A 24530-nucleotide genomic window follows, 5' to 3' on the forward strand; every position below is an offset into this window, starting at 1 on the left:
TGCTTTGTTGAGATGATAATAGTTTAAAGATGTAAAGAATTTGACAGCCTCGGAAATTTGTTCTGAGGCTGTTTTCGTATTACTAATTAATGGATTCTTTTCTAGCATTGAATCGTTGAATCAATGATAAAATTTCTTCCATTTTGTAGGTGCCTTTTTTCTTATGAATTTCTGTGAGTATTTCTTGATCATCATATAAAAACATCTTTAGAATCCGTTTATAGGTGGATTTATATGTAGTTAAAAACTCATCTCTGCTACCTCTTTTGATGACAAATCGATTTTTACCATTAACCTCAGTCATAAAAACTTCTACCTCTCCATCGATTATCCTAGGTAGGAAAATAGCTATCTTTTCTTTTTTCTCCTTTTGAATATGATCAATATTTTTCCCTTGAATAGGAACTCGTACCCATCCATAATAATTACCATTATCTGCCTGAAAAGAGAGTTTGTCGTAGGCGTAAATACTAGCTCTAGGAAGGTGAATACTATCTGTAAAGAATAACTGATGTTCAAAGCCAGCTTTACTTAAACCGTAAGTGGCGGTTTCATCAAAAACAATATGTTTTGGAGAGGTAATAAACCCTTTCTTGGCGTAGTTTTCACCTATTAATGTCCCTTTGATGTATTGTGGCTTCTTCTCTTCTGCCTTAGGAAATTTTAGATTGTATTCAGTAAGTAATTGTATGATTGTGCTATCATGATATTCTTTTACAAAATGAATTTGCCCTCTTAACAAGGAGTCACCAGTGCAATAATGGAGAAGTAACTTTTTTAACGGCTCCACTTCAAATTTTGCAGATTTCTCTTCTCCATCTTTTTCAAGAATAAGGTATTCTTCGTAATCATATCTTGTTTTGTAGGCAGTTATATTTCCTTTGACAATCCTTCTTGCCATGTATTTAAATTGGTTGGGATCAAATTTATCTTCTTCATGTACAAAGACATTCTTTTTTCCCTTGTATACTTTGTAGTAATCATCTCGAGAAGGAACCTCATAAAAATCAGTAAATGTCATTCCACTGTATAATTCATTGAGGTGGATAGTTTGAAAATAACCCAAGCTATCATAGTCTATTGCTTTTACTACTTTTATTGGATACTTTTTTGATGGGTCTGTAATTCTTTTCTTATATAGAATGTTTTGTTCAATTACACCCAAAGGAATCAAGTACGAATATGTATTCGGATTGGCCCCACCAATAGTATAGCTGACGGTTTTATACCTTCCTGTTTTTTTAATTTCTCTATTTGTTGCATGTGTACTTGTAGGCTTTTTTACCGTTTTTATTTTTATATATCCCTCAATTGTTGAGTCTTTAGTAATCAGTTTACCTTTTGTAAATACAGACTGTGAGAAGGAGGGTATTGTGATAAATAGAAGAAGTGGAATTAGAATTAGTCGTACAATAGTCATCTTAGTAATGTTTGCTCAAGTAATAAGTAAAGATAAGAAGAGTGTATAGAATAAAAAAGAGGGTGTACCTATCCAAACTCTCTGCCCTTAAGTAGTAATCGTCTCCAAAAAACGCACTTGTACGAAGGAACGGTTGGGTTGTTCAAATTCAAAATTTATTCATAAAAGTAAATCGATGGTTTTCTAGAAGGGGTGTGAGGTGAAAATGGGATTTAGTTGAGTGATTTTTTTAAAACAGCTATATATTAATTAATTATTAATAATTCAAAAAACAATATTAAATTCTTTAAAATTAAAATAACGCAATATATAATTGAATCATAATTCAAATAACTATTAATTCGTTTGAAAGCAAAACAGCTGTTTATCTATTCATAACTTTTAAATAATTAATAGCTCATAGTCAGAATATACTAAGCCATACAATAAATGGAAGTAGGTTTATAAATATTAAATAGAAGATGAACTTCAATTTTAAACATTTGCTCAAACTAAACTTTTTACTTTTAGCAATTCTTTTTTGTACAGCTTGTCATAAAGACACCGAAATGGAAGTACAACATGAAAGTATTCCGGGTCCAGACGTCATCATTTCTTTTTCAATTCAATCTAAAGAAGGTGTTGATCTGTTGAACCCAGACAATCCATTAAGTTTTAAACATGAGGATATTGGGTTGTATGAAGATATTCAACTTACAAAAGAAGTTACAAGGGAATGGTCTTCGGACATTGATGGAAAAATGGAAATCAATAAGTGGGAAGAGAATGGTAAAGAGATGTTTAAAATTTCAATCCTTGCTCAAGGTGAAAAAAATCCCGACAACTCAAAAAAATATGGCAGTTGTTATCTAAAACTTTCTGATGAAGTGATTGATGAAATCTCTGTAGAAATAGTTGATGAAATGACATATAGTTACGTTTCAAGTTTCTCTTACAATGGAACAGTAATTTTCAGTGATGAAAATGGTTACGCTGATTGGGATGGAGTCATCATCAAGTAATCATGATAATTGAATGACAAAATTATTTATTCAATCCGATGGGACAGCACAAGTCTTTAAAAGGTATAAAAATAGAGAAAACAACGATGTGCTGAAGTAGAGGAAATGTTCGGTCAGTTAAAAGGAAATAAAGGGTTCAAGAGGTTCTTCATGAAAGGTCTAGATAAAATCGAAGTAAAACTTGGGTTGGTCTTCTTGTCTATGAATATCTTGAAATATACAAGGAACCTCAAAAAGGACTAAATCAACTCATATTTGCTGATATTTTTACATTTTCACTACAGTTACAAAGAGTATTGCTTGAAATCTTAGTTTTGGCTTCTGAAGTGAAAAAAGTTGAGATATGAAAAAAGAGGCTGATTCATAAACGAGTTATGAGACGGCCTCTTTTTCTTTAGCTATATAACAAACTACAAACTACTTCGCAGAAAATTTGTAGACCGTTTTCTGAGTATAAGTCTCACCCGGCTTCAATTCAGTTGAAGGGAAGTGAGGGTTATTTGGAGAATCAGGGTAATGTTGTGCTTCCATACAGAAACCCTGACGTTTGATATGAGGTGTTTGGTTCTTACCCATATCACCTTCTAGCCAGTTGCCAGTATATAATTGTACACCTGGCTCAGTGGTGTAAGCTTGTAAGAATCTACCAGAAGCAGGCTCATATGCTTCACCAATTAATCCATATTCCCCTAGTGGCTTATCAATAACTAAGTTATGATCATAACCTACACCAATTCTATTTTGCTCGTAATCGGCATCGATTTCTTTGCCAATTAGTTTTGGTGAAGTAAAATCAAACGGAGTTCCTTTTACAGAAATGATTTCACCTGTAGGAATACAAGTCTCATCAATAGGAGTAAAGTACTTACAGTTTAATGTTAACTCATGATCTTCAATATTACCTTCACCTTTTAGGTTAAAGTAAGGGTGAGATGTAAAGTTAATTACTGTCGTCTTATCAGTAGTAGCTTTATACTCTAATACGATTTCATTTTCGTTAGTTAGAGTAAATTGAACTGAAACAGTTACAGCACCAGGGAAATTCTCTTCACCATCAGGACTAACTCTAGAAATAGTAATCGATTGATCAGCTTCCTCGGTAACATCCCAAACTTTTTGGTCAAAACCTTTAGCTCCACCATGTAGGAAGTTTTCACCATTATTAATAGCCAATTGGTAATCTTTACCTTCTACCGACAATTGTCCTTTGCAAATACGGTTGGCATAACGACCTGCAATTACACTTAAGTAACAGCCATTGTCTTTTAAGTAATCAGCTAAAGAGTCTTTACCAAGAAGAACATCGGCAAAGTTTCCTTCTCTATCAGCAGTTTTAAAGCTAACCATGATACCTCCATAGTTAGTAATTTGCAACTCTGACCCTAGAGCGTTAGTCAGTGTGTACAAGAAGACTTCTTGGCCTTCGTGTGTACCCCAGTTTTCTTTTTTTAATGCTACAGTTTCCATAATGTCATTTCATACAAAAAAGAGACAAGCCAATGTTGTCTCATAGAAGAATATATACAGGGGGGTCAAAGCCTCCCTTTTTGAGTTATACAGTTGCTGCTTCTTTTTCTTTTAAGTGCAATTGCCACTTCCAAGCTGAAGAAGTCATGTCGTCTAGAGTCTTCTCAGAGCTCCAGCCAAGTTCTTTATTACTAAATGTAGTGTCCGCGTAGATTTTTTCAATATCACCCTCACGACGGTCTACAATTTTATAGTTTAATTTTTGACCAGAAGTTTTTTCAAAAGATTGAATCACTTCTAATACAGTAGATCCTGTACCTGTACCCACGTTAAAGAATTCGTACTCAGACTTTTGAGTATTTTCAATCATACGGTTCAAGGCTACGATGTGAGCTTGTGCTAAGTCGACTACATGGATGTAATCTCTGATACAAGTACCATCTTTAGTATCATAATCGCTACCAAATACACTCAATTGCTCTCTTTTACCTACACCTGTTTGAGTAATGAAAGGCATTAAGTTTTGAGGTACACCTAATGGTAACTCTCCAATTTCAGCAGAAGCATGAGCACCTACCGGGTTGAAGTAACGTAAAGCAACCGCTTTAACATTGGCATCAGCTTTTACTGTATCGCGAAGAATTTCTTCACAGATTTGTTTTGTATTTCCATAAGGAGATAAAGCAGGTTGAACAGGTGTTTGCTCCGTCACAGGCAATACATCAGGCTGACCATATACAGTACATGAAGAAGAGAATACGATGTTATTTACACCATGCTCTACCATCATGTCTAATAGGTTTAATAACGTTTGAAGGTTATTTCTGTAATATAAACGAGGCTTATCTACAGATTCACCAACTGCTTTTGAGGCAGCAAAGTGAATAATACCATCAAGGTTTTCTTTTGCAAAAAGGTCGTTCAGTTGAACGCTATCCAATAAATCGAATTCGTAGAAAGAAGGTCTTACACCTGTAATTTTCTCAATTCCGTCTAATGCACCTTTTTCAGAGTTGGATAAGTTATCTACAATGACAACTTCAAATCCTTTATTAATTAATTCAACTGAAGTATGAGAGCCAATATAGCCTAATCCTCCAGTTACTAAAATCTTCTTTTTCATGGTCTTTATTAGTTGTTGTTTTCGTTTGAAATCTAAAATTAATGTTGGGAAACGAAAACATCACTATACAATACAGTTTAATGCATTGTTAAACCATTAAAAAATGATAAAGTGATGTTTTCCTTTTTCCCTTCATAAGATCGCCACACTGCAAACATCCAAAACACCAAGGATGCTTACTTATACACTAAAAATGTCTTTTTGAACAGAAAGCAAATCATAGAAATAAACTATGATTTGCTTCAATTAAACTACTAACTAACGATTGTTATCTTCAACCAGAGAACGCTGCTTGTAGTGTTCTAGAGATTGCTCTCTAATTCTAGCAGCAGCAGTTTCTGCAGTAATGTCTCTTTGAGCGTTAGCAAGCATCTCGTAACCTACCATAAACTTCTTTACTGTTGCTGAACGTAGTAAAGGAGGGTAGAAGCACATATGCATGTGCCACTCTGGGTGGTCTTCTCCATCAGTTGGAGCTTGGTGGATACCTGCTGAGTATGGGAATGAAACTTCAAATATGTTGTCATACTTTACTGTCAGTGCTTTATAAGCATCTGCGAAAGCATCTTTTTCCTCTTCTGTAAGATCTGTAATTCTAGCTACAGCTCTCTTAGGAACAATCATCGTTTCGAATGGCCATACTGCCCAATAAGGTACAAGAGCTACAAAGTGTTCGTTTTCATATACGACACGAGTACCTTGCTTAATTTCTTCAGTTACATAATCTGACAATAATGTTTTACCATAGGTATCAAAATATGTTTTTTGGTTTTCAGCTTTTTTAGCTGGTTCTAAAGGAACTGATTCTTGTGCCCAAATCTGACCATGAGGGTGAGGGTTAGAACAGCCCATTACTGAACCTTTATTTTCAAAAATCTGAACGTGGTTGATATATGATTTCGTTCCAAGTTCAGCATATTCTTTGCACCATAAGTCTACCACTTTACGAATTCCACCTACTTCCATTTCAGGAATAGTTAAATCGTGACGTGGAGAAAAACAGATTACTTTGCAAAGACCTCTTTCACTTTTAGCTCTAAACAATCCATTGTGCTCATTTACTTCACCAGAAGGAATATCTTCTAATAAAGCAGCAAAGTCATTTTGGAATGAATAAGTATCAGTATAATTAGGGTTCACTTCGCCACCAATTCTGGTGTTACCCGCACATAAATAACAATCAGGATCATGTTCAGGACGCTGCTCTTCCTCAATCTTCTCAACTTGTCCTTGCCAAGGTCTTTTCGCTCTATGCGGAGAAACCTGAATCCATTCACCTGTTAAAGGGTTGTATCTTCTATGTGGATGATCTTCGAAATTGAATTCCATTTTTGTAAGGTCTTTTAAGTCTTTTAGTAGGTTAGTTCAGCGAGGTTGTGGCCTCACCGAACTAACTATTTGTCTAATTTAGTTTAAGTAGAAGGGATTAAGCTTCAACTGCTTCTTCAGTTCTAGCACCAGGTCCGATTACTACTACATAAGCTAGCATATCTTTACCCATTCCTTCTTTGTATGCTTTTGTCATACGCTCAATGAATGTATCAACAGCCTCTTCTTTTACTAGGTTGATAGTACAACCACCGAAACCGCCACCCATCATACGAGCGCCTAATACGTTGTCATCTTCTAAAGTTTGTTCTACTAAGAAGTCTAATTCAGGACAAGAAACTTCATATTTCTTAGAAAGACCCTCATGAGAACCGTAGATCATTTTACCAAGGTTTACTAAGTCACCTTTGTCCATGTATTCACATGCTTTTTCTAAACGATCGTTTTCTTCAACTACATAAGAACATCTGTTGTAAATAACAGGATCCATTGTACCTTCGAACTCTTTAATTTGCTCTACTGATACATCACGTAAGTTGATGATTTCAGGATATTTTTCTTTGATTACCTCAACACCAGCTTCACATTGCTCTCTACGAGTATTGTATTCTGAAGATGCTAAAGAGTGAGTTACATTCGTGTTACATAATACAAGTTTGTGACCTGTAATATCAAGCGTGTGATACTCATATTCTTTAGTACGGCAATCTAATTTGATTACTTTGTTTGTTTGACCATAAGTAGAAGCAAACTGGTCCATGATACCACACTTCACACCTGCATAGTTGTGCTCAGACATCTGAGAAGCTAATACGATGTCAAGTTTAGATAACTCACCGTTGAATAATTTATTCAAGCCAGTTGCAAGACCACATTCTAATGCTGCTGATGAAGACATACCAGCTCCTAGAGGTACATCACCTGCAAATACAACATCAAAACCTTTAGGCTCTAAACCTTTCTTTTGTGTTTCAGCAACAACACCTTTGATGTAGTTGATCCAACCTTCAGTAGGAACAATATTGTCTAATTCGAAAGAGTCTTGCTCATTTAAATCAAGAGCGAAAGCATTTACAGTATTCGTATCGTTTAAAGCAATAGCGAAAACCATTTCTTTATCTACAGATGCCGGTAATACAAAACCGTCATTGTAATCAGTGTGCTCTCCAATGATGTTCACACGACCTGGAGCTCTTGAAATTAATGGCTCTTTGTTAAAAAGCTCTTCGAATTTTGCTACAATTGCTGTTGTTTGCATGGTATAAAAAGTTTTTAAGTTTAATTCCTTTTTTTCATTTCGATGATTCAAATCTGAAGGGATTTTTTTTAAATGCCAAAGATACACTTCCGATATTTTTAAAATAACGTTACCGGTAACGTTCTCGGTAATTTTTTATCTTGTATATTCACGAAGTTTTTATTCATTTTGTGATTATGAAGAAGAGAAAGCCAACCATTAAGGATATTGCTAGAAAACTAGATATTTCGGTATCTACAGTATCAAGAGCAATAAGAGGAGCAGAAGATATTAACCCTGTTACCAAAAGAAAGGTATTAGAATTAGCCGAAAAAATTGGTTATAAAAAGAGTGTGCTAGCGGCAGGTTTGGCGAGTAAGAAATCATTTCTTATCGGTGTTATTATACCAGAATTAACGGTTCCTTTCTTTGGAACGGCGATTTTAGGAATAGAAGAATTTCTGAAACCTCTTGGGTACGACTTAATCATTCTTCATTCTGATGAAAACGCACAAAATGAAAGTGATTGTATCGATTTACTAATAGACAGACAGGTAGATGGTATTCTCATTTCATTATCTATGAATACAACAAATGATGATCACCTCCGTCGGGCAATGGAAGAAGAAATTCCATTAGTTGTTTTCGATAGAATTTTACCGAACTCCGAACTACCTATACCAAGAGTGATTGTCGATGATTTTGATGCAGGTTTTCAAGCAACCCAACACCTTATCAATAAAGGGTACAAAAGAGTTGCTTTTATAACAGGGCCTGTAGATATGTACATCTCTCAAAAGAGACAAGAAGGGTATGTTAGAGCGATGGAAAGAAACGGTAGGCCTACAAGTGCGGAGTATATAGTTCCAGCAACTGATTTAAGACGTAGTGTTGGTACAGCGCTCGATAAACTAATGGTTTTAAAAGATAAGCCTGATGCCATTATTGCTTTTAACGACCCAATTGCTTTTAAAGTGATTAGCTTATTACATAAAAGAGGAGTGAAAATACCGACACAAATTGCTGTGATGGGAATATCTGGAGATGCCATGGGTGAACTTTTTTACCCTTCTCTTACTACAATTAACCAACCTGCAAAGGAAATGGGTTTTGTAGCTGCAAATCTACTTATTGATAGAGTAACTGCCATGAAAAAAGCAAAAGATGAAGGGAAACTATTTATCCCAATGTCTATCCTAAAAACCTTACCCATTGAATTAATTGAAAGAGAAAGTACTTGATTTAGATGTGATCTACATTTAGATAAAAATCATATTCTATTCAAGAAAATATATAAGTATTCCCACCTCCAAACTACTTGATTGAAATAAATTACGTATTTTCAATAATGGTAAATTGATTTAAGTAATCTACAACACTTACTTAACTTGATTTTCAATATTATATGTATTGCAATAAATGATTGAAGTACATAACAGATAACTCAGAAAACCAAAGACAGAAATTAATGGATATAGGTATCATTCATGCTACATTAGATAAGTGGGGAATGCTTTTCAAAACCAAACGCAATGGAGAAAAATTAAGATTTAATGGAGAAATTTGTGATGGTAATATTGAAGGTATCCAGTGTGGGGCTGATATGGATGTGATGAAGTTTGATCTTCATTTCAAAAAAAAATTAGAACTGGAACGCCCAAAGCAGGATATCAAATCACCTTTCATTAGTGTTTTATTTGGTAGTCCATCTACCGATACTGTTGTCGAAAAGAAAATTGAAGATGGCAAAGAAGTGGAATATGAGTATGCTTATGAAAACCTGGGCGTATTTTGCACTAATTCGAATGAAAACCTCAGTTATGGTTATGGCGCAGATCTACCTATACGATTAGTCAATGTACGAGTTACCGAAGATTTCTTTAATTATTATATACAGCAAGATGAAGTGCTGTCTAATTTAATGAACTTAGAGGGTAGCTTCTTTGTATATGAAGAACTGGATCCAGCAATGCAGTTGGTTTTTCAAAGAATTTTCGACATTAAATCTGAAGAGTTATTTTATAAGGATAAGATTAAGAGTCTTGGTCTAATGCTTCTTAATATCTTCTTTTCAAATGTCGCAAAACGAGAGAATATCACAGAAACCAATAAATATCCTTTTAATGTTGAGCCTGTATTTAAAGCACAAACCATTTTAAAAAGCACTTTAGATCGACCAGTAACTATCGATGAATTAACAAGAGAGGTTGGATTAAGTGAAAGTCGACTGAGATACCTTTTTAAGCAGATATTTGGTACAACAATTCATAATTACCATCAAGATGTACGTTTATTAAAATCAAAGGAATTTCTGTTAGAAGGCAAGAAAACCATGTTGATGATTGCGATGGACTTAGGATTCTCCAGTGCTAGTCATTTCTCAACCGCATTTAAAAGGAAATTTAAAATCAGTCCTAAAGAGTTTCAGAATAATTCAAAAAATTGATCATTGGAATATTAACTATCCCCAAAACCTTTTTTATTAACCCATTCCTTTTATGAAATATGCAAGACTATATGACCAATTAAGAAAATGGGAGTTATCCCTATCAAACAGTAAGAATAACTTTTATGAAGAATTTAATGAGGCCAATGCTACGGGCACACTCGAGGCTATAAATTGCGATGAAGATTTAGATGTTATAAAGTTAGACTTAGAGCTGAACAAAGATATTGTTCTTATCAGCAAAAAAATGCCTGAAAACCAAAAGTATATCCAAATTACAGTGGGTACTCCCGTCGCGGTTTTTGTGGAAAATAGAATTCCAGAAAGTTTAGTGGATAGAGAGCATAAACTTGAAAAAGGTTTGTTTGCAATTTACTGTACCAACTATAATGAAGATTTAAATTGGCATTTGTCTAAGAAAAATGAGAATACATTACTCCACTTAAGAATGAGTAAATCGTATTTTGAATCTTTTACTAATGAAACCAGCAACCTTAAAGAAATGATGGATCTATCTAAGAGCTTTTATTTGCTTGAAGATCTCAATCCAATGATGAAAATAATTTTTGATCGTATATTCTCTTTAGATCGTCATCAATTATATTACCCCAAAAGAATTAAGAATTTAATTGAAGCTTTATTGTATAACTTCTTTACGAACATCACAAATCGAAAAGAAGTAAAGGATAACAATAAGTACAGTTATAATTACGAACCAGTTTTTAAGGCCAAACAACTGCTCAATGAAAATCTAAACCGGATTGTAAGCATTGATGAGTTAACAAAGAGTGTGGGACTTAGTGAAAGTAGACTTAGGGTGTTATTTAAAGAGATTTTTGGAACAACCCTGAACGTTTATCATCAAGATATTCGTTTATTAAAAGCAAAAGAAAATTTGCTGAATAGTGAAAAATCAGTATCAATGATTGCAATGGATTATGGTTTTTCAAGTTCGAGTCATTTTTCTACAGCCTTTAAAAAGAAGTTTGGTTATTCTCCAAGAGATTTTATCCAACAACAAGAAGGTAAAAGTGCGTAATTTAGTTTTGTAAACTGAATACTTAATGAAGATATGGCAATTAGAAAAGTTAATGAAATATTAAATAAATGGACTACTCTACTAAATGGAAAACGAGTAGAGAATACCGTTCATCTTGATAGTTCTGCATGTAAAGGAACAATTAATGGAGTGACTTGTAGTGATGATTTAGAAGTAGTTAAATTCGATGTTGTTGTATACGATAAATTGAAATTTAATCGCCCAAAACAAGTTGAGGAAAGCAATTTTGTTACGATATCTTTTGGAGAGAATACAGCTGAGTATATCCTTGAAGAAAAGGAAGAAAAAGGGGAGGTGATACAAAATGAATTCGTTTACAACTCCATCGGGTCGTTTTGCACCAATTCAGATGAAAATATAGAATGGGAGTATAAAAAGAATAGTAAAGTAAAACTTCTTGTCGTTAGGGTATCCATTGACTTGTACAATAAATATGTCCAACAATCAGAAGGACTAATGAAGTTGATGAGTTTAGACCAAATATTTTGGGTATTTGAAGAGTTTGACCCTTTAATGAAACTAGTATTTAGCAGGTTGTACGAACTAAAAGAAGATGAGATATTCTACAACGAAAAAATAGAAAACCTAAGCATTGCCTTAATTCATAGATTTTTTACCAATGTTTCAGAAAGAGAAGTGCTAACTGAAGGAAATAAATACTCATTTAATGTAGAACCTGTTTTTCAAGCCTACAATATGTTGAAAAATACATTGAATAGAGCTATTTCATTAGATGAACTTTCAAGAGAGGTGGGATTAAGTGAAAGTAGGTTAAGATTTTTATTTAAGCAGGTTTTTGGAACTACTATCTCAACGTTTCATCAAGATGTTCGTCTGCAAAAGACCAAAGAAGAATTGTTAGCAGGCAAAAAGACAAGTTTAATGATTGCAATGGACTATGGTTTTTCAAGTGCTAGTCATTTCTCTACAGCCTTTAAAAAGAGGTTTAAGATGAGTCCTAAAGAATTTATTAAATCATCTGCCCGATAAAAAATGTAAGCTTTGACGGGGACATCAAAGCTTACGATCATATTTACTGAACACAAAGGTAACGATCCATAATCTGTTGATTAATGGATATGTAATTGATCACATCGAGGTCAAGTTTTTCTCCAAGGGAGATAACGTCATCAATTAATATGTTCTTCTCATTTTTTTGGTTTTTCTCTATATCCAATTGGAAGGAGGACTTTGCTTCATAAGGGAATTTTTTCAACATTTCGATAGTATTCTTTATATCTTCATGACTCAAATTTATACCAAGTTTTTTTGCTATTAGAATAACCTCTTCCATTAAACTCTGACATTGAATCATCAGGTAAGCATCGTCTTGTAAAGCTCCAAAAGTAACTCCATTTGCTGTTGATATTGCAGATATTGGAGAAACAAAAAGGAACTTTTTCCATAATATTTCCTTGATATCTTTATGGTATCCGATATCTAAATCATACTTTTCTAATACCGTTTGAAGTGTATTTAACGCCGTTTGATTTTCCCCTCCAATAATAATTCTTCCAGGACCACCGACATGCCTAATGGTAGAATCATTGATTTTATTGGAGATAATGTAAATACATCCATCAATTACTTGTCTCTCTGATAAGTTTAAAGTATCACAGATTATATTTTTAATACTAATGCCATTCAATAGTGGGATAATTAGTGTTTTATCAGAGATACTACTCCTTATATTTTTGAGGCTTTCTTTTAAATCATAAGACTTAATAGCTATGAAAAGAATGTCTAATTTTTCAATTTTATCATTAGTGCTAACCACATCAATTACATGTACTTTTTCCGATTTGTCACCATCAAGTAATGTAAGCCCTTCACTGATAATAGCCCTTTTTTGTCTTTCTTTTGTTATTAAAATTATTTCGTCTTTATCTTTAGATTGAAGCATTTTTGATGCTATAAATCCGCCGATACCGCCTATACCGAGAATTCCAATTTTCATGAGTTAATGTATTGAATGATACTGTTCCTAACGTAAGTAATCTTTTGACTTGTAATAGCTTAACTTTTTTACTATACTTTTTATTGGTTGTCTTAAAATTTGAGTCGTTACTTATTATTAATTTACTTAAGTGATTTATGAATAGAGAATTATCACTGTTAATGAGCGTGAATAATAGATCTTCAAGATTCGATTATTTAAAAATGATAATTTTATCTTTAATTAATTATAACCTGTATTCTAAAAAATGATAATCTTTAACTAACTATATTCTGATGTTTTTGATGAATATAAATACTATGAAAAGAAAAATTTAATGAGCAAAAGTACCTTAACATTATCCTTAGAAAATTGGAATAATATTTTTCAAGGAAAGATTGTCGATAACAAAATTATTATGCCTGATGCAATTGGTGTGGGTAGTGTTATTGGATATGAAGTGAATAGCGACATCGAAGTACTAAGTGTTCAGTTTATTTTAAAAGAAAGGGTAGAAGTATTAACTGAAACGATCCATCCTATATCAGAAAAAAAAGCAATTTATTTTGGAAGACACATTGATACAGATATAAATGTGGTGACAAAAGTAGGAGAGAATAAATATAAAGTTGAAAAGAAACTCCCATTGCTCGAACTTGGTGCTTTTTCAACAAATCTTACACAAAATCTAATTTGGAGTTACCCTGCTAATGTAGAGTATAAGATTGTCATCATAAGAATTGCCGAAGGGTACTATCAATCTTTGATTGACAGATCAACCGTCTTACAACAATTGTTTAATGGGAAAGAAGACTTTTATGTATTTGAAGAATTTGATCTAAATATGAAGGAGACTTATGATAAGATTAATAAGTTAAACCCAGAGAATATATTTTTTATTGACCAATTAGAGGCATTGTCGCAATACTTAATAGTCACATTTTTTCAACAACTTTCTGGAAGAAATGATACAACAGAAAAAAGGAAATATCCATTTAATATAGAACCAATATTTAAAGCACAAGAAATCATCCGTAACTCACTTCATGAACAATTAAATATAGCATCGATTACTAAGCAAATAGGAATGAGTGAGAGTCGATTAAGGTTTTTATTTAAAAAAGTATTTGATTCTACAATTCATAATTATCATATCCAATTACGACTAGATGAAGCCAAGAGAATGTTAAAAGAAAAAGAAAAGACAAATACTACTATTGCAATGGATTTGGGCTTTTCTAGTGCCAGTCATTTCTCGATGGTCTTCAAGAAACATTTTAATATTACACCCAAGGAATATAGAAACCAGTTAAAGGGTGAAGAATGACTATTTTCGACAGTTTAATTTTAGATAAAAAATCACTAACTTAATTATATCAATAACCCTTATGCTCGGATGCTCAAAAATTATTATTTTCTTATTGTACTTCTATTCTCAACCATCACATTAACTTATGCTCAGGACGAAGAAAAAACAAAAGGTCCTGTGTATTTAAGTATTAATGTTGATGAAGATTTATTTCTACTCAAGAGTACAGATCAATTTTATAGTTTTGGAGCAAATATCAGGGTTGGGTTTGATGGATTAGATAATAATTTTACCAACAGTTTCTTACCAAAGTTATCTGAAAGTCACCAATTATTTGATATTGGTATTGTCCACAAAATGTATACTCCTAGAAATGTTTCTATGGCTGAAGTAGATTCCTCAGATATTCCTTATTGTGGAGAGACCTACTTATCTATTCGCCATAATTCATTAAGTCCATCTTCAGGTACAGCATTAATGACACAATTAGATGTTGGGGTGGTTGGACAAATTTCGGGTGCGGAGAAATTCCAAAATGGTTTTCACTCGGCAATAGGGAATGGTAGTATTGATGGTTGGAAAAATCAGATAGGCAATGGGCTTTACCTCAACTACACCGCCACAATATTAAGAAGCTTTGTTTCTAATATAAGATTTGCTGATGCATTTTTGGGAGCTAGAGGGACTATGGGTACCATGGATATTTCGTTTGAAGGCTTCGTCTATTTAAGATTAGGACTGTTTAATGATTACTTTATTAATGCTGATCGTCCTTACTCCAAAAAATCGGATACTTCTTATATGAATAGACTCAAAGGGAAAGGTTTCGCTAAGATGAAATTCGAAGATGTGATGTGGTCCGAAGATCCTACATTAAGAGAAAAAGCAGTACGATCATGGTTATCACGCAATTTTAGACCTTATCAAGTATATATGAAGTTTATATCCGGAGGGATCTTAAATGTATATGACGGAGAAATGCAAGGTAGTCTGATCTCCTTTGAGCATTCACCTTATACAATAGATTATGATTTAATCCCGAAGTGGCAACATAGATTAATGGTAGGAGTGGTCTTTAATTATCATTTTGGATCATTAGAATATACTTGGCAAAGAATCACTTATCAGCCGGAAGATAATTTCCCACCGTATTACCCTAAATGGGGTACCGTAGATTTACATTTTAATATATAAAGGTTTTAAAATTCGTTTTTCTATTCACTTTTTTACATGTAAGGTTTTTAAGTTTTCAATGCTAAAACCATCGATTGATTGTATTTTTCAATGATGATCCTCTCAAAATGACTAATAATCATGTAATGTACTGAAAATCAATTAATCATTTCTTGTAACCTTTTGAGAGTTTTAAGAGTAAAATTAGCTAATGTTTGTAAATCCTAATTTTACCCGAAAATGAAAAAAATACTATTCACTCTTACCTTATTGGGACTTTGTTCCCTATTCTTATATGGGCAATCCCCTCAGACATTAAATACAGAAATAATATTAGAAGAACCATCATCAATAGATAATCTGATGGCTAGTAATACCCATATACCTACACCATTAGATCATGAGAAAAGTGTTTATGTAGATAACTCAGGTACGTACGTCAATAAATCATTACCCTTATATTTAAATTTTACAACATCTAAAGAAGAAGGTGCAGCAGTGTATTCACTCAATAATGAAGAAGAAGTACATGAAGAAGATCCTTTGTTTTTAGATACAGAAGGCCCGAATTATATCCGATCGAAATGGATGGTGGACCCTGAAACCAAGGAATACCTATCTCCAAAAAGAGAAGTAAAATACGAAGTAATTGCTGATAGTAAAGCTCCTATATCGAAGATATCTTTTGATGGAACTAAGTTACATGATAATGGGGTAGAGGCATTTTATGGCAAGAACTTGATGATGCATTTAGTAGCCAACGATACTTATTCTGGCGTTAATAATATCTATTACTCTTTAGATGGTGAGACATTTCATCCATATACCTATTCAGTTCCTTTAAGTCAGGAGGGGCAACATATTGTATATTATTATTCTGCAGATAATGTAGGTAATCCTGAAGAGGTAAGAACTTCTACATTTAAAATTGACCTTACCTCACCAGAGTCTGGGGCAGAATGGAAAGGCTTAGTTTACAATGAAAATATTATTTCACCTAACACTACATTACGTTTATATTCTGAAGATGCAATGTCAGGGTTAGATCATATAGAATTTGCGTATGATAATAGTGCCTTTGATGTCTTTCAATATCAACCTATTTCCGTTAAAGATTTGAAGGATGGAGAACATGTTATTCATTACAAAGGAATTGATTTAGTGGATAATGAAGAAGTAGAAAAGACCATCTCTTTTTATGTTGATAAAATTGCACCAGAGATCAACCATACGATTAATGGAGATCAATATATAGATGGAAATACGATTTATGTTTCACCAAGAACAACTTTTTCTATTACATCAAGTGATAATAAAGCAGGTGTAAAACAAGTATTCTACAGTACTAATGGTGGGCATAACTTCACACCATATTCTAATGAATTTACTCTAAAGAACGAGTTGGGCGAACATCATATTAGTTATAATGCTTCAGATAATGTAAATAATAAAACCGGGAATAAAACCATTGAAGGTTCTGATATTCTATTTATGGATAATATATCCCCATCTACTTCTTTAGAATATATTGGTGAAGAATTTGAACATAGAGATACACTGTTTATTACTTCGAAAACGCAGATAAAATTAACTTCATCGGATACACATTCAAAAGTGAGAGAAACGTTTTTTGCTTTGAATGGTGAAAGTGACAAAACATATAGTGGAGCCTTTAATGTAAATGAAGATGGCTTTCAAACGCTTTCATACCATGCAATTGATCATGTCAATAATGAAGAGGGAAGTAACGAAGTCTCATTCTTTGTAGATAATGAAGGGCCTGAAATATATCATAATATGAGTATTGAGCCTATCGGTAAGCATGGAGAATTTGACGTTTATCCAGCATTTACAAAAGTCTATTTAGGGGCAACCGATAAACATGTGGGTACAGAAGAAATTAAATATTCGATAAATGGTGGTCCACTAACCCTTTATTCTAGTGGTAGTAATTTAGATATATCTGAAAAAGAACATTTAAAGAGAGATCAGCATTATAAAATCAAAGTAGTGGCTATTGACAACTTAGGAAATGAGTCAACCAAATCATTTGAGTTTTATGTAGGTCAACATTAAAAAAAAGGATTGAATGTATTGTGCATTCAATCCTTTTTTGTTCTTAAACGATATATCTTATTTGACTGGACAAGGTGTGAACTTAGTAAAATTGATCTCACCTTTTATGCTTCTTGCAATAAAGTTGGTTCTTGCTCCATTAACAAGGTACACTTCAATACCTTTATCGAAACAGATACTAGCAGCACTTATCTTGGAAGTCATACCACCTGTTCCCAATCCATTCTCTCTTTCTTCGATAAACTGACTAATACTATCTAGATCTGTTACCTCTGGAATTAACTCAGCATCCTCATGTAAGTTTGGATTTTTAGTAAATAATCCTTCAATATCAGAAGCAATAATCAATAGGTTTGCTTCTAGTAATGAGGCAACTAATGCAGATAATTTATCATTATCACCAAGAATTAGTTCTTCTACTGCAACAGTATCATTTTCATTGAAGATAGGAATAAACCCATGGTTCAATAATTCGTCTACAGTGTTACGCGTATTTTTTCTTGATTCTTCGTTATCAAAATCTTTATAAGTCATAAGACACTGAGCCACTTTTAAGTCAAAGTCACCAAAAACCTCAGCATAAATCTGAAGTAATTTAGGTTGCCCAATAGCAGATAATGCTTGCTTTGAGTGGACCATATTATTTTTTAGTCCACTGATATTGATAAATTGTTTAGCAGTAGCAACTGCCCCCGAAGAAACGAGAATGATATCATATTGATCTCTTAGGGCTAAAATTTGTCGACCAATGTTCTCAATCTTGCCCCTTGATATCATATTGGTACCTGCTGTTAGTGTAGAGGTACCTATTTTAACCACTATTCTTGGTTTCATATTAGTTTCTAGTTTGTCCGTTTCCAGAGATAAACCATTTATTCGTTACCAATTGTGCTAAACCTACTGGACCTCTAAAGTGTAATTTCTGTGTACTGATAGCGATCTCCGCACCAAAACCAAATTGTCCACCGTCAGTAAATCTAGAAGATGCATTATGGTATACTGCGGCACAATCAACGTTGTATTGGAATGCTGTAGCAGATTCCTTATCAGTTGACACAATCACAGCTGAGTGACCACCAGAGTATTTATTGATTGTTGAAATTGCCTCTTCAAGACTTTCAGTAACACTGAACAAAATTCTTTCAGATAAAAACTCTTCTGGCATCAACGATTCGCTATCTACTGCAGTAATTTGATTTGAGAACTTGGCAATTTTATCATCACCAACCACTTCTAGACCAAACTCAACAGCTTTAGCTGCAAGTTGTTGCACTTTCTCTTCAAGATTTGGCAAATCTTTGCTTAGTAAAACCTTATCTAATGCATTACAAACACTTAGACGGCTTTTACCATTTAATACAATATCTACAGCCATATCAAAATCTGCATTTTCATGGATATAAATAAAGTTATTACCTCTACCACTAATCATTAAAGGCACATTAGTGGTTTGTTTAATATAATTAATTAACCCTTCTCCTCCTCTTGGAATAATTAGATCAAGGTTATGTGTATTTTCTGCTAATAATTTTTGAGTTGTTGCTCTATCAATATCAAGGTATTCTACATAATCGGTAGAAACGTTATTCATTTCTAAAGCTTTTTTCCATAATTCTACTAATGCAAGGTTAGAGAAGCGTGCTTCTTTTCCACCTTTGAGTAAAATTTTATTTCCAGATTTAAATGCACTCACTGCAGCTTCAATAGTTACATCCGGACGAGATTCATAGATAATTAAGATCTTTCCAAAAGGAACTACCTTATTTTCTACTAACATGCCGTTAGGATGATTATATGCACTTAATATCTTGCCCTCGGGGTCTTCTAACTCTAAAACTTCAGCTACAGATGCAACCATACCTTTCACTTTCTTCTCATCAACCTTTAAACGGTCAACTAGAGTGGGGTCTAGGTCATTAGCTAATTCTAAATCTTTCTTATTTGCTGAAATAATATCTGCAGAATAATCTTGAATTAATGATGCTAAATCTTTTAATACATTGTTCTTTTTTTCTGTGGAAAGTATCATCTGTCCTAAAGTTTATGTTAGTAAATCCACAATCGCCCTGTGGTTTGGATATTAATCATGCAATATACGATGTCATTTTTAAATATTACTAGTGAATTTTACTAAAAAAGTAATAAGCATGTAATTTTTTTATGAATTTCATATTTATTTAAGCGTCTAGCTGTAGATTGTCTAAATTACTGAAAGTAAAATGATTATGTTGAAATTAGTCTACTTGAACATTACTAATAATTATATGATAAGCATCTAAGATATAGTTGGTTTTAGGGGAATATGCTATTATTTTAATAGTACTATTATTCTATATATTAACTCTTCATGAAAAAACTATTCCTCATTACTTTATTACTATTGGAAATAACTGCTTTTGCACAACAGACCAAATTAGCTGAAAATGATAGTATTTGGCCTTATCGTTTCCCAATTTGGGGACAGGAGGTAAAAGACAGAGGAATCAATTTTCCTTTACCCGGTGGTATTTCTCTACATTATGTATACAACGAAATGTTTTTGGATATTACCGATTTTCAACTCGGTTTTAATCACAATGGGTACAACCCAATTTTCAATAAAAATACACTGGGTTTTAAAAAGACAAGAGCGACTGCTCATGGTTATAATGCAAGGGTAGATCTTTTTGCATTACCTTTTTTAGATGTATATGGTTTGTTTTCACAAGTGGCAGGGGGAACTGAAGTATCGTTACAACCCAATTTTGGTAATGAGAAGTTTCCAGAATTTAGCTCCAGTGTTGAGTTTACAGCCATAGCATTTGGTGGAGGTTGTACATTAATGTATGGTATCGGGAATTACTTCATTTCAGGCGATTTAAATTATTCAGCAACAAGAACCGAATTACTAAAAGGTAATGTTGGTGTAATTACAGGGTCAGGAAGAATAGGTCGACGTTTTTTCTTTAAGAAAGAAAGGTTCTTGGCCTTTTATGTTGGGTTTATGTATAGAAACTTCACAAATGCTAACGGTAATCAAGGAGATATTTCTGTCCGTGAGATTGCTCCAAACCTCGAAGAAGATGTAAATCGTTGGTACGAGGGGTTGACAGATGCTCAAAAAAGAATAATGGATGCCGTTGGTGATCAAATAGGTATTGATATTGGTTCTGGAAACGCCTTAGCCGACATCAGTATCCAATATTATATTAAGAAAGACCTTATCCAAAAATATACTTTTCAGTTTGGTGGACAATTTCAAATTTCTCCTCGATGGATGGTCCGTGGCGAATACGGAGTTTCTGCATACAGTAAATTTATGTTGACGGGATTCAATTATCGATTTGGATTATAAAACAAACATCATGAAATATTCTAGCTTATTATTATTCCTTCTTATTTCACTATCTACAGTTGCTCAGAAAAAAGTGATTGATTTTTACTACGATGGTGGCCGTCTTTCGAATGGTGATGACATGGTCTATGATTTATTAGGGGATGTCAATATACACACTCCTGAGTGTGTGCTCACCTATATTAGAGAGCAATCTACTATGAAATTAGATTTTATAGATGATGATCTGAAAGAGTACAATGAAAGTCTTGAGAACCTAGAAGCTTATTTGGTGGAAGGTGAACCTGAGATAGTTTGGAGGGTGAAGAAAGATAAAAGCATCTTCGTTAGAGTTTATGAAAGAGACGGACAAATCTATTTTGCTTGGCATGGTCGAAGTTTTGAAGTGGACTAAACATTCTCCTTGCACAACAATTTCTATTCGTAATACGTATCCTATAATAATTCTATCTAACAACAAAGGGAGTGAAAATATAACTCTTTTCTCAACGTTATAAATTAAGAAAACACAATAGAATCATGTATTTCGAAGGAATAATTACTATCGATCCATCACAACTAACTCAGATTGAAAGGGTAAAACCGACCAAGGCATTCAAAAGAATATTCTACTATATGACATTAGGGAATGTATCTGATCAGGTTGAAAAAGAAACATTCACGGCTGTATCCATTTTACAGCAAATCAACAATGTATTAATCCATAATGGAATAGATAACATTGTGAGGCTTTCTCATGATGGTATAGATTTTTACCTAGATGTAGAAGGTAAAGAAGGAGACCTCAAAGAGGCATTTGATCAATATGATCTAGAAATCGATCATTCCATGTCATCACAATTTAATAAGTTGGTAATGGTGATGGAACATGAAGACCATAACTTCAAATACCTCTTAGAAATTGATATCAATAGAACACATGATGTTGGAGAATACCCTATTGAAATTAAAGTAACTGGGCTCTTAAAACAGTTCAAGAAAGAGAATAAATCTAGAGGTGAAATTGAAGAGGAAATGAAATCCATCTTCAAAGACCAGGAATCATACAATATCTTTAAATCTACACAACAACATAATTTTGAACAGTTTTTAAATGACTTAAAGCTGAGTATTATTAAGCTTATGCATGTAGATGATGTGAAAGTAGATATCAAATCGAAAATCATCTTACCGAACGATAAAATTCAAGAAGAAAGTGAATTAAAATACCATAAGACCTATGGTGAATATGGTGTACATTATGGTTATTTCGGTTTTGGTGATTTCTTATTCTACAATATGCTGTGGTCTAATATGTCATATAATAATGATATTACATTATATGATACGCATTTCGAAACAGAAATAGGAGAGGACTTAGGCTTTAGGGATGAGATTATCGCCAACGATGAAATTTTTAACGACGAAGTGGAAAGTGATTTTGAAGAGTTCCAATTGTCTGGTATAGAATCAACATTAGATGATCCAGATAATAGAAATGCTAGCAGTTGGTTTGATTTCTCTGGAGTAGATTATAACGATGATGACAGCGGAGTCGATTTCGACTTTGGTTCTGATGATTCAGATTGGTAAGTCATAAAGAAATAGATAGAGCCAGTAATTCTAAATTGAGTTACTGGCTTTTTTTATTAATTCTGTTGAATCCTTTACTAAAATATTTAATACTATTTCTTATTTATTATCTTCACCGAAATGTATTTAGGTTGTTTTGATCGATGATATCGTTTCTTTCAGAATTACTGAAATACATTTACATCGAAATAGAATCAATACAATTATCAGCAAGCTTTATTTCATTTATGATTAGAAAAATAATCACCTTATTTATTATCCAAATGATGAGTTTAGGAGCTGTTTCTGCTCAACATCATCACAAGCATTATACAGAACAGGATACACTAAGAGGATCCATTACAAAAGAAAGAGTGTGGTGGGATCTACAACATTATACACTTGCCGTAGAAGTTATACCTTCTGAGAAATTTATTAAGGGCTCAAATACTGTTGCCTACAAGGTTTTAGAGCAAAATCAGATCATGCAAATAGATCTACAAGAGCCAATGAACATTACCAAAGTGGTTCAAGCGGAAAAGGAATTGGACTTTAAGCGAAATGGCAATGCTTTTTTCATTACGCTAGAAAAAAAACAGAAGAAAGGGACGTTAGATAGTGTTACTGTGTATTATGAAGGGCACCCGAGAGAGGCTGTGAGAGCTCCTTGGGATGGTGGATTTACTTGGGGAAAAGATAGTGAGGGAAAAGATTTTATCGCTACTTCTTGCCAAGGTTTAGGAGCATCTGTTTGGTGGCCTAATAAAGATCATATGTACGACGAACCAGATCATGGTATTCGAATTTCTGTAGAAGTACCACAAGATTTAATGGACGTATCGAATGGAAGATTGATTGGTGTAGATAAGAACAAAAAGAAGAAAACAAAAACATACCATTGGGAAGTGGTGAACCCAATTAATAATTATGGGGTAAACGTAAATATTGGTAACTATACCCACTTTGGCGAAAAATACGAGGGAGAGAAAGGAGAGTTATCATTAGACTATTATGTATTAAAACAGAATTTAAAGAAAGCTAAAGCTCAATTCGTCCAGACGAAAGAAATGATGGAAGCTTTTGAACATTGGTTTGGTCCCTACCCATTTTATGAAGATGGTTTTAAACTAGTGGAGGTTCCTTATTTAGGAATGGAACATCAAAGTTCAGTGACATACGGAAATAAGTATCAGAATGGCTATTTAGGTAGAGATCTAAGCCACACAGGGTGGGGTTTAAAATTTGATTTTATCATTATTCACGAGGCAGGGCATGAATGGTTTGCCAACAATATTACAAATGTGGATATCGCTGATATGTGGATCCATGAAAGTTTTACTGCTTATTCTGAAAGTTTATTTGTAGAATACCATTACGGAAAAGATGCCGGTACTGAATATGTTAGAGGCACTAGAATGAATATTAGTAACGACATTCCAGTTATTGGTGATTATGATGTTAATGCTGAAGGATCTGGAGATATGTATTATAAAGGTTCTAACATGCTAAACACAATTCGTCAGATAGTGAATAATGATGAGATGTGGTTAGGAATGTTAAGGGGAATGAATAAAACATTTTATCATCAGACAGTAACCACTAAACAGATTGAAGACTTTATGTCTAAGGATCTAAAAGTTGATTTGTCAAAGGTTTTTGATCAATACCTTAGAGAGAAATATATTCCAATTCTTGAATACAAAGTGATAGACAATCAGGTGATGGTGAGATTTACATCATGCATTGATGAATTTGAGATGCCCGTAGATCTTATTATTAATAATGAAAACAATAGAGTTACAGTAACCAATCAATGGTCGACTATTGAAACAAAACAAAAAGTATCTTCAGTAGAAATAGACAAGAACTTTTACATTGGTGTTGCTAAGATTCAATAAAACTGAAAATAAATTTTGAACGTACGTAGATTACGTTCTACTCAAATATTATTGTATTCGACAAAAAGGAATACAAGAAATTTATTAAGAGATATATCGTTTTGCGATATATCTCTTTTTTGATTTATCTAATGATTTGCATTTTGGTTATAAAATAAAAAAGAGAAATA

20 protein-coding genes and 1 pseudogene are annotated in these 24530 nt (G+C 33.3%); 13 read left to right on the forward strand and 8 right to left on the reverse strand.

What is annotated here, in order from left to right; genetic code table 11:
• Nucleotides 1–82: 82 nt before the first annotated feature.
• A complete protein-coding gene (locus HGP29_RS22560; protein WP_168884715.1) occupies nucleotides 83–1420 on the reverse strand; it encodes a hypothetical protein in 1338 nt (445 codons plus the stop codon).
• 548 nt (nucleotides 1421–1968) lie between these two features.
• Here HGP29_RS22560 and HGP29_RS22565 point away from each other — a divergent pair.
• Both HGP29_RS22565 and HGP29_RS29135 read left to right on the forward strand, forming a co-directional pair.
• On the forward strand, nucleotides 1969–2421 hold the full coding sequence (locus HGP29_RS22565; protein WP_168884716.1) for a hypothetical protein: 453 nt from the start codon (nucleotides 1969–1971) through the stop codon (nucleotides 2419–2421).
• Nucleotides 2422–2508: 87 nt separating this feature from the next.
• Nucleotides 2509–2664 (forward strand): annotated as a pseudogene (locus HGP29_RS29135) (transposase); the annotation flags it as partial.
• Nucleotides 2665–2838: 174 nt separating this feature from the next.
• Here HGP29_RS29135 and HGP29_RS22575 read toward each other — a convergent pair.
• The 4 genes from HGP29_RS22575 to galK all read right to left on the reverse strand — a co-directional run bounded on the left by HGP29_RS22575 (nucleotide 2839) and on the right by galK (nucleotide 7598).
• On the reverse strand, nucleotides 2839–3888 hold the full coding sequence (locus HGP29_RS22575; protein ID WP_168884718.1) for an aldose epimerase family protein: 1050 nt from the start codon (nucleotides 3886–3888) through the stop codon (nucleotides 2839–2841).
• A gap of 85 nt (nucleotides 3889–3973) precedes the next feature.
• Nucleotides 3974–5011 carry a UDP-glucose 4-epimerase GalE gene (gene galE / locus HGP29_RS22580; RefSeq protein ID WP_168884719.1) on the reverse strand — a complete coding sequence of 346 codons (1038 nt, stop codon included), beginning with the start codon at nucleotides 5009–5011 and terminating at the stop codon, nucleotides 3974–3976.
• 258 nt (nucleotides 5012–5269) lie between these two features.
• Nucleotides 5270–6340 carry a UDP-glucose--hexose-1-phosphate uridylyltransferase gene (locus HGP29_RS22585; RefSeq protein WP_168884720.1) on the reverse strand — a complete coding sequence of 357 codons (1071 nt, stop codon included), beginning with the start codon at nucleotides 6338–6340 and terminating at the stop codon, nucleotides 5270–5272.
• A gap of 97 nt (nucleotides 6341–6437) precedes the next feature.
• On the reverse strand, nucleotides 6438–7598 hold the full coding sequence (gene galK / locus HGP29_RS22590; protein ID WP_168884721.1) for a galactokinase: 1161 nt from the start codon (nucleotides 7596–7598) through the stop codon (nucleotides 6438–6440).
• Between the two features lie 176 nt (nucleotides 7599–7774).
• Here galK and HGP29_RS22595 point away from each other — a divergent pair, with 176 nt between their 5' ends.
• From HGP29_RS22595 to HGP29_RS22610, 4 genes are all read left to right on the forward strand, one after another.
• Complete coding sequence (locus HGP29_RS22595; protein ID WP_168884722.1) at nucleotides 7775–8818, forward strand: LacI family DNA-binding transcriptional regulator; 1044 nt, start codon at nucleotides 7775–7777, stop codon at nucleotides 8816–8818.
• Nucleotides 8819–9000: 182 nt separating this feature from the next.
• A complete protein-coding gene (locus tag HGP29_RS22600) occupies nucleotides 9001–10023 on the forward strand; it encodes a helix-turn-helix domain-containing protein (protein WP_168884723.1) in 1023 nt (340 codons plus the stop codon).
• Between the two features lie 52 nt (nucleotides 10024–10075).
• Nucleotides 10076–11062 carry an AraC family transcriptional regulator gene (locus tag HGP29_RS22605; RefSeq protein WP_168884724.1) on the forward strand — a complete coding sequence of 329 codons (987 nt, stop codon included), beginning with the start codon at nucleotides 10076–10078 and terminating at the stop codon, nucleotides 11060–11062.
• A 33-nt stretch (nucleotides 11063–11095) separates the two neighbouring features.
• The gene (locus HGP29_RS22610) at nucleotides 11096–12073 is read left to right on the forward strand and encodes a helix-turn-helix domain-containing protein (protein ID WP_168884725.1); all 978 of its coding nucleotides are present in this window, start codon (nucleotides 11096–11098) and stop codon (nucleotides 12071–12073) included.
• 43 nt (nucleotides 12074–12116) lie between these two features.
• On the opposite strand, the gene HGP29_RS22615 is transcribed toward HGP29_RS22610, so the two are convergent.
• A complete protein-coding gene (locus tag HGP29_RS22615; RefSeq protein WP_168884726.1) occupies nucleotides 12117–13040 on the reverse strand; it encodes a ketopantoate reductase family protein in 924 nt (307 codons plus the stop codon).
• A 316-nt stretch (nucleotides 13041–13356) separates the two neighbouring features.
• Here HGP29_RS22615 and HGP29_RS22620 point away from each other — a divergent pair, with 316 nt between their 5' ends.
• The 3 genes from HGP29_RS22620 (at nucleotide 13357) to HGP29_RS22630 (ending at nucleotide 17577) form a co-directional block, all read left to right on the forward strand.
• Nucleotides 13357–14346 (forward strand): helix-turn-helix domain-containing protein, encoded by a 990-nt coding sequence (locus tag HGP29_RS22620; RefSeq protein WP_168884727.1) that lies wholly within the window; start codon nucleotides 13357–13359, stop codon nucleotides 14344–14346.
• Nucleotides 14347–14415: 69 nt separating this feature from the next.
• The gene (locus tag HGP29_RS22625; protein ID WP_168884728.1) at nucleotides 14416–15522 is read left to right on the forward strand and encodes a lipid A-modifier LpxR family protein; all 1107 of its coding nucleotides are present in this window, start codon (nucleotides 14416–14418) and stop codon (nucleotides 15520–15522) included.
• Between the two features lie 219 nt (nucleotides 15523–15741).
• Nucleotides 15742–17577 carry an OmpL47-type beta-barrel domain-containing protein gene (locus HGP29_RS22630; RefSeq protein WP_168884729.1) on the forward strand — a complete coding sequence of 612 codons (1836 nt, stop codon included), beginning with the start codon at nucleotides 15742–15744 and terminating at the stop codon, nucleotides 17575–17577.
• A 57-nt stretch (nucleotides 17578–17634) separates the two neighbouring features.
• On the opposite strand, the gene proB is transcribed toward HGP29_RS22630, so the two are convergent.
• On the reverse strand, nucleotides 17635–18411 hold the full coding sequence (proB, locus tag HGP29_RS22635; protein WP_168884730.1) for a glutamate 5-kinase: 777 nt from the start codon (nucleotides 18409–18411) through the stop codon (nucleotides 17635–17637).
• A gap of 1 nt (nucleotide 18412) precedes the next feature.
• The gene (locus HGP29_RS22640) at nucleotides 18413–19606 is read right to left on the reverse strand and encodes a glutamate-5-semialdehyde dehydrogenase (RefSeq protein ID WP_168884731.1); all 1194 of its coding nucleotides are present in this window, start codon (nucleotides 19604–19606) and stop codon (nucleotides 18413–18415) included.
• Between the two features lie 318 nt (nucleotides 19607–19924).
• On the opposite strand from HGP29_RS22640, the gene HGP29_RS22645 reads away from it, so the two are divergent.
• The 4 genes from HGP29_RS22645 to HGP29_RS22660 all read left to right on the forward strand — a co-directional run bounded on the left by HGP29_RS22645 (nucleotide 19925) and on the right by HGP29_RS22660 (nucleotide 24360).
• Nucleotides 19925–20911 (forward strand): hypothetical protein, encoded by a 987-nt coding sequence (locus HGP29_RS22645; RefSeq protein ID WP_168884732.1) that lies wholly within the window; start codon nucleotides 19925–19927, stop codon nucleotides 20909–20911.
• A gap of 10 nt (nucleotides 20912–20921) precedes the next feature.
• Nucleotides 20922–21305 (forward strand): hypothetical protein, encoded by a 384-nt coding sequence (locus HGP29_RS22650; RefSeq protein WP_168884733.1) that lies wholly within the window; start codon nucleotides 20922–20924, stop codon nucleotides 21303–21305.
• A gap of 125 nt (nucleotides 21306–21430) precedes the next feature.
• The gene (locus HGP29_RS22655; RefSeq protein ID WP_168884734.1) at nucleotides 21431–22483 is read left to right on the forward strand and encodes a hypothetical protein; all 1053 of its coding nucleotides are present in this window, start codon (nucleotides 21431–21433) and stop codon (nucleotides 22481–22483) included.
• A gap of 227 nt (nucleotides 22484–22710) precedes the next feature.
• On the forward strand, nucleotides 22711–24360 hold the full coding sequence (locus HGP29_RS22660; protein WP_168884735.1) for a M1 family metallopeptidase: 1650 nt from the start codon (nucleotides 22711–22713) through the stop codon (nucleotides 24358–24360).
• Nucleotides 24361–24530 lie beyond the last annotated feature (170 nt).

The organism is Flammeovirga agarivorans (assembly GCF_012641475.1).
GTDB lineage: Bacteria > Bacteroidota > Bacteroidia > Cytophagales > Flammeovirgaceae > Flammeovirga > Flammeovirga agarivorans.

Coding starts and splice junctions, on each gene's coding strand:
- HGP29_RS22560 (WP_168884715.1), bottom strand. CDS start 1,420: ATGACTATTGTACGACTAATTCTAATTCCACTTCTTCTATTTATCACA.
- HGP29_RS22565 (WP_168884716.1), top strand. CDS start 1,969: ATGGAAGTACAACATGAAAGTATTCCGGGTCCAGACGTCATCATTTCT.
- HGP29_RS22575 (WP_168884718.1), bottom strand. CDS start 3,888: ATGGAAACTGTAGCATTAAAAAAAGAAAACTGGGGTACACACGAAGGC.
- galE (WP_168884719.1), bottom strand. CDS start 5,011: ATGAAAAAGAAGATTTTAGTAACTGGAGGATTAGGCTATATTGGCTCT.
- HGP29_RS22585 (WP_168884720.1), bottom strand. CDS start 6,340: ATGGAATTCAATTTCGAAGATCATCCACATAGAAGATACAACCCTTTA.
- galK (WP_168884721.1), bottom strand. CDS start 7,598: ATGCAAACAACAGCAATTGTAGCAAAATTCGAAGAGCTTTTTAACAAA.
- HGP29_RS22595 (WP_168884722.1), top strand. CDS start 7,775: ATGAAGAAGAGAAAGCCAACCATTAAGGATATTGCTAGAAAACTAGAT.
- HGP29_RS22605 (WP_168884724.1), top strand. CDS start 10,076: ATGAAATATGCAAGACTATATGACCAATTAAGAAAATGGGAGTTATCC.
- HGP29_RS22610 (WP_168884725.1), top strand. CDS start 11,096: ATGGCAATTAGAAAAGTTAATGAAATATTAAATAAATGGACTACTCTA.
- HGP29_RS22615 (WP_168884726.1), bottom strand. CDS start 13,040: ATGAAAATTGGAATTCTCGGTATAGGCGGTATCGGCGGATTTATAGCA.
- HGP29_RS22620 (WP_168884727.1), top strand. CDS start 13,357: ATGAGCAAAAGTACCTTAACATTATCCTTAGAAAATTGGAATAATATT.
- HGP29_RS22625 (WP_168884728.1), top strand. CDS start 14,416: ATGCTCAAAAATTATTATTTTCTTATTGTACTTCTATTCTCAACCATC.
- HGP29_RS22630 (WP_168884729.1), top strand. CDS start 15,742: ATGAAAAAAATACTATTCACTCTTACCTTATTGGGACTTTGTTCCCTA.
- proB (WP_168884730.1), bottom strand. CDS start 18,411: ATGAAACCAAGAATAGTGGTTAAAATAGGTACCTCTACACTAACAGCA.
- HGP29_RS22640 (WP_168884731.1), bottom strand. CDS start 19,606: ATGATACTTTCCACAGAAAAAAAGAACAATGTATTAAAAGATTTAGCA.
- HGP29_RS22645 (WP_168884732.1), top strand. CDS start 19,925: ATGAAAAAACTATTCCTCATTACTTTATTACTATTGGAAATAACTGCT.
- HGP29_RS22650 (WP_168884733.1), top strand. CDS start 20,922: ATGAAATATTCTAGCTTATTATTATTCCTTCTTATTTCACTATCTACA.
- HGP29_RS22655 (WP_168884734.1), top strand. CDS start 21,431: ATGTATTTCGAAGGAATAATTACTATCGATCCATCACAACTAACTCAG.
- HGP29_RS22660 (WP_168884735.1), top strand. CDS start 22,711: ATGATTAGAAAAATAATCACCTTATTTATTATCCAAATGATGAGTTTA.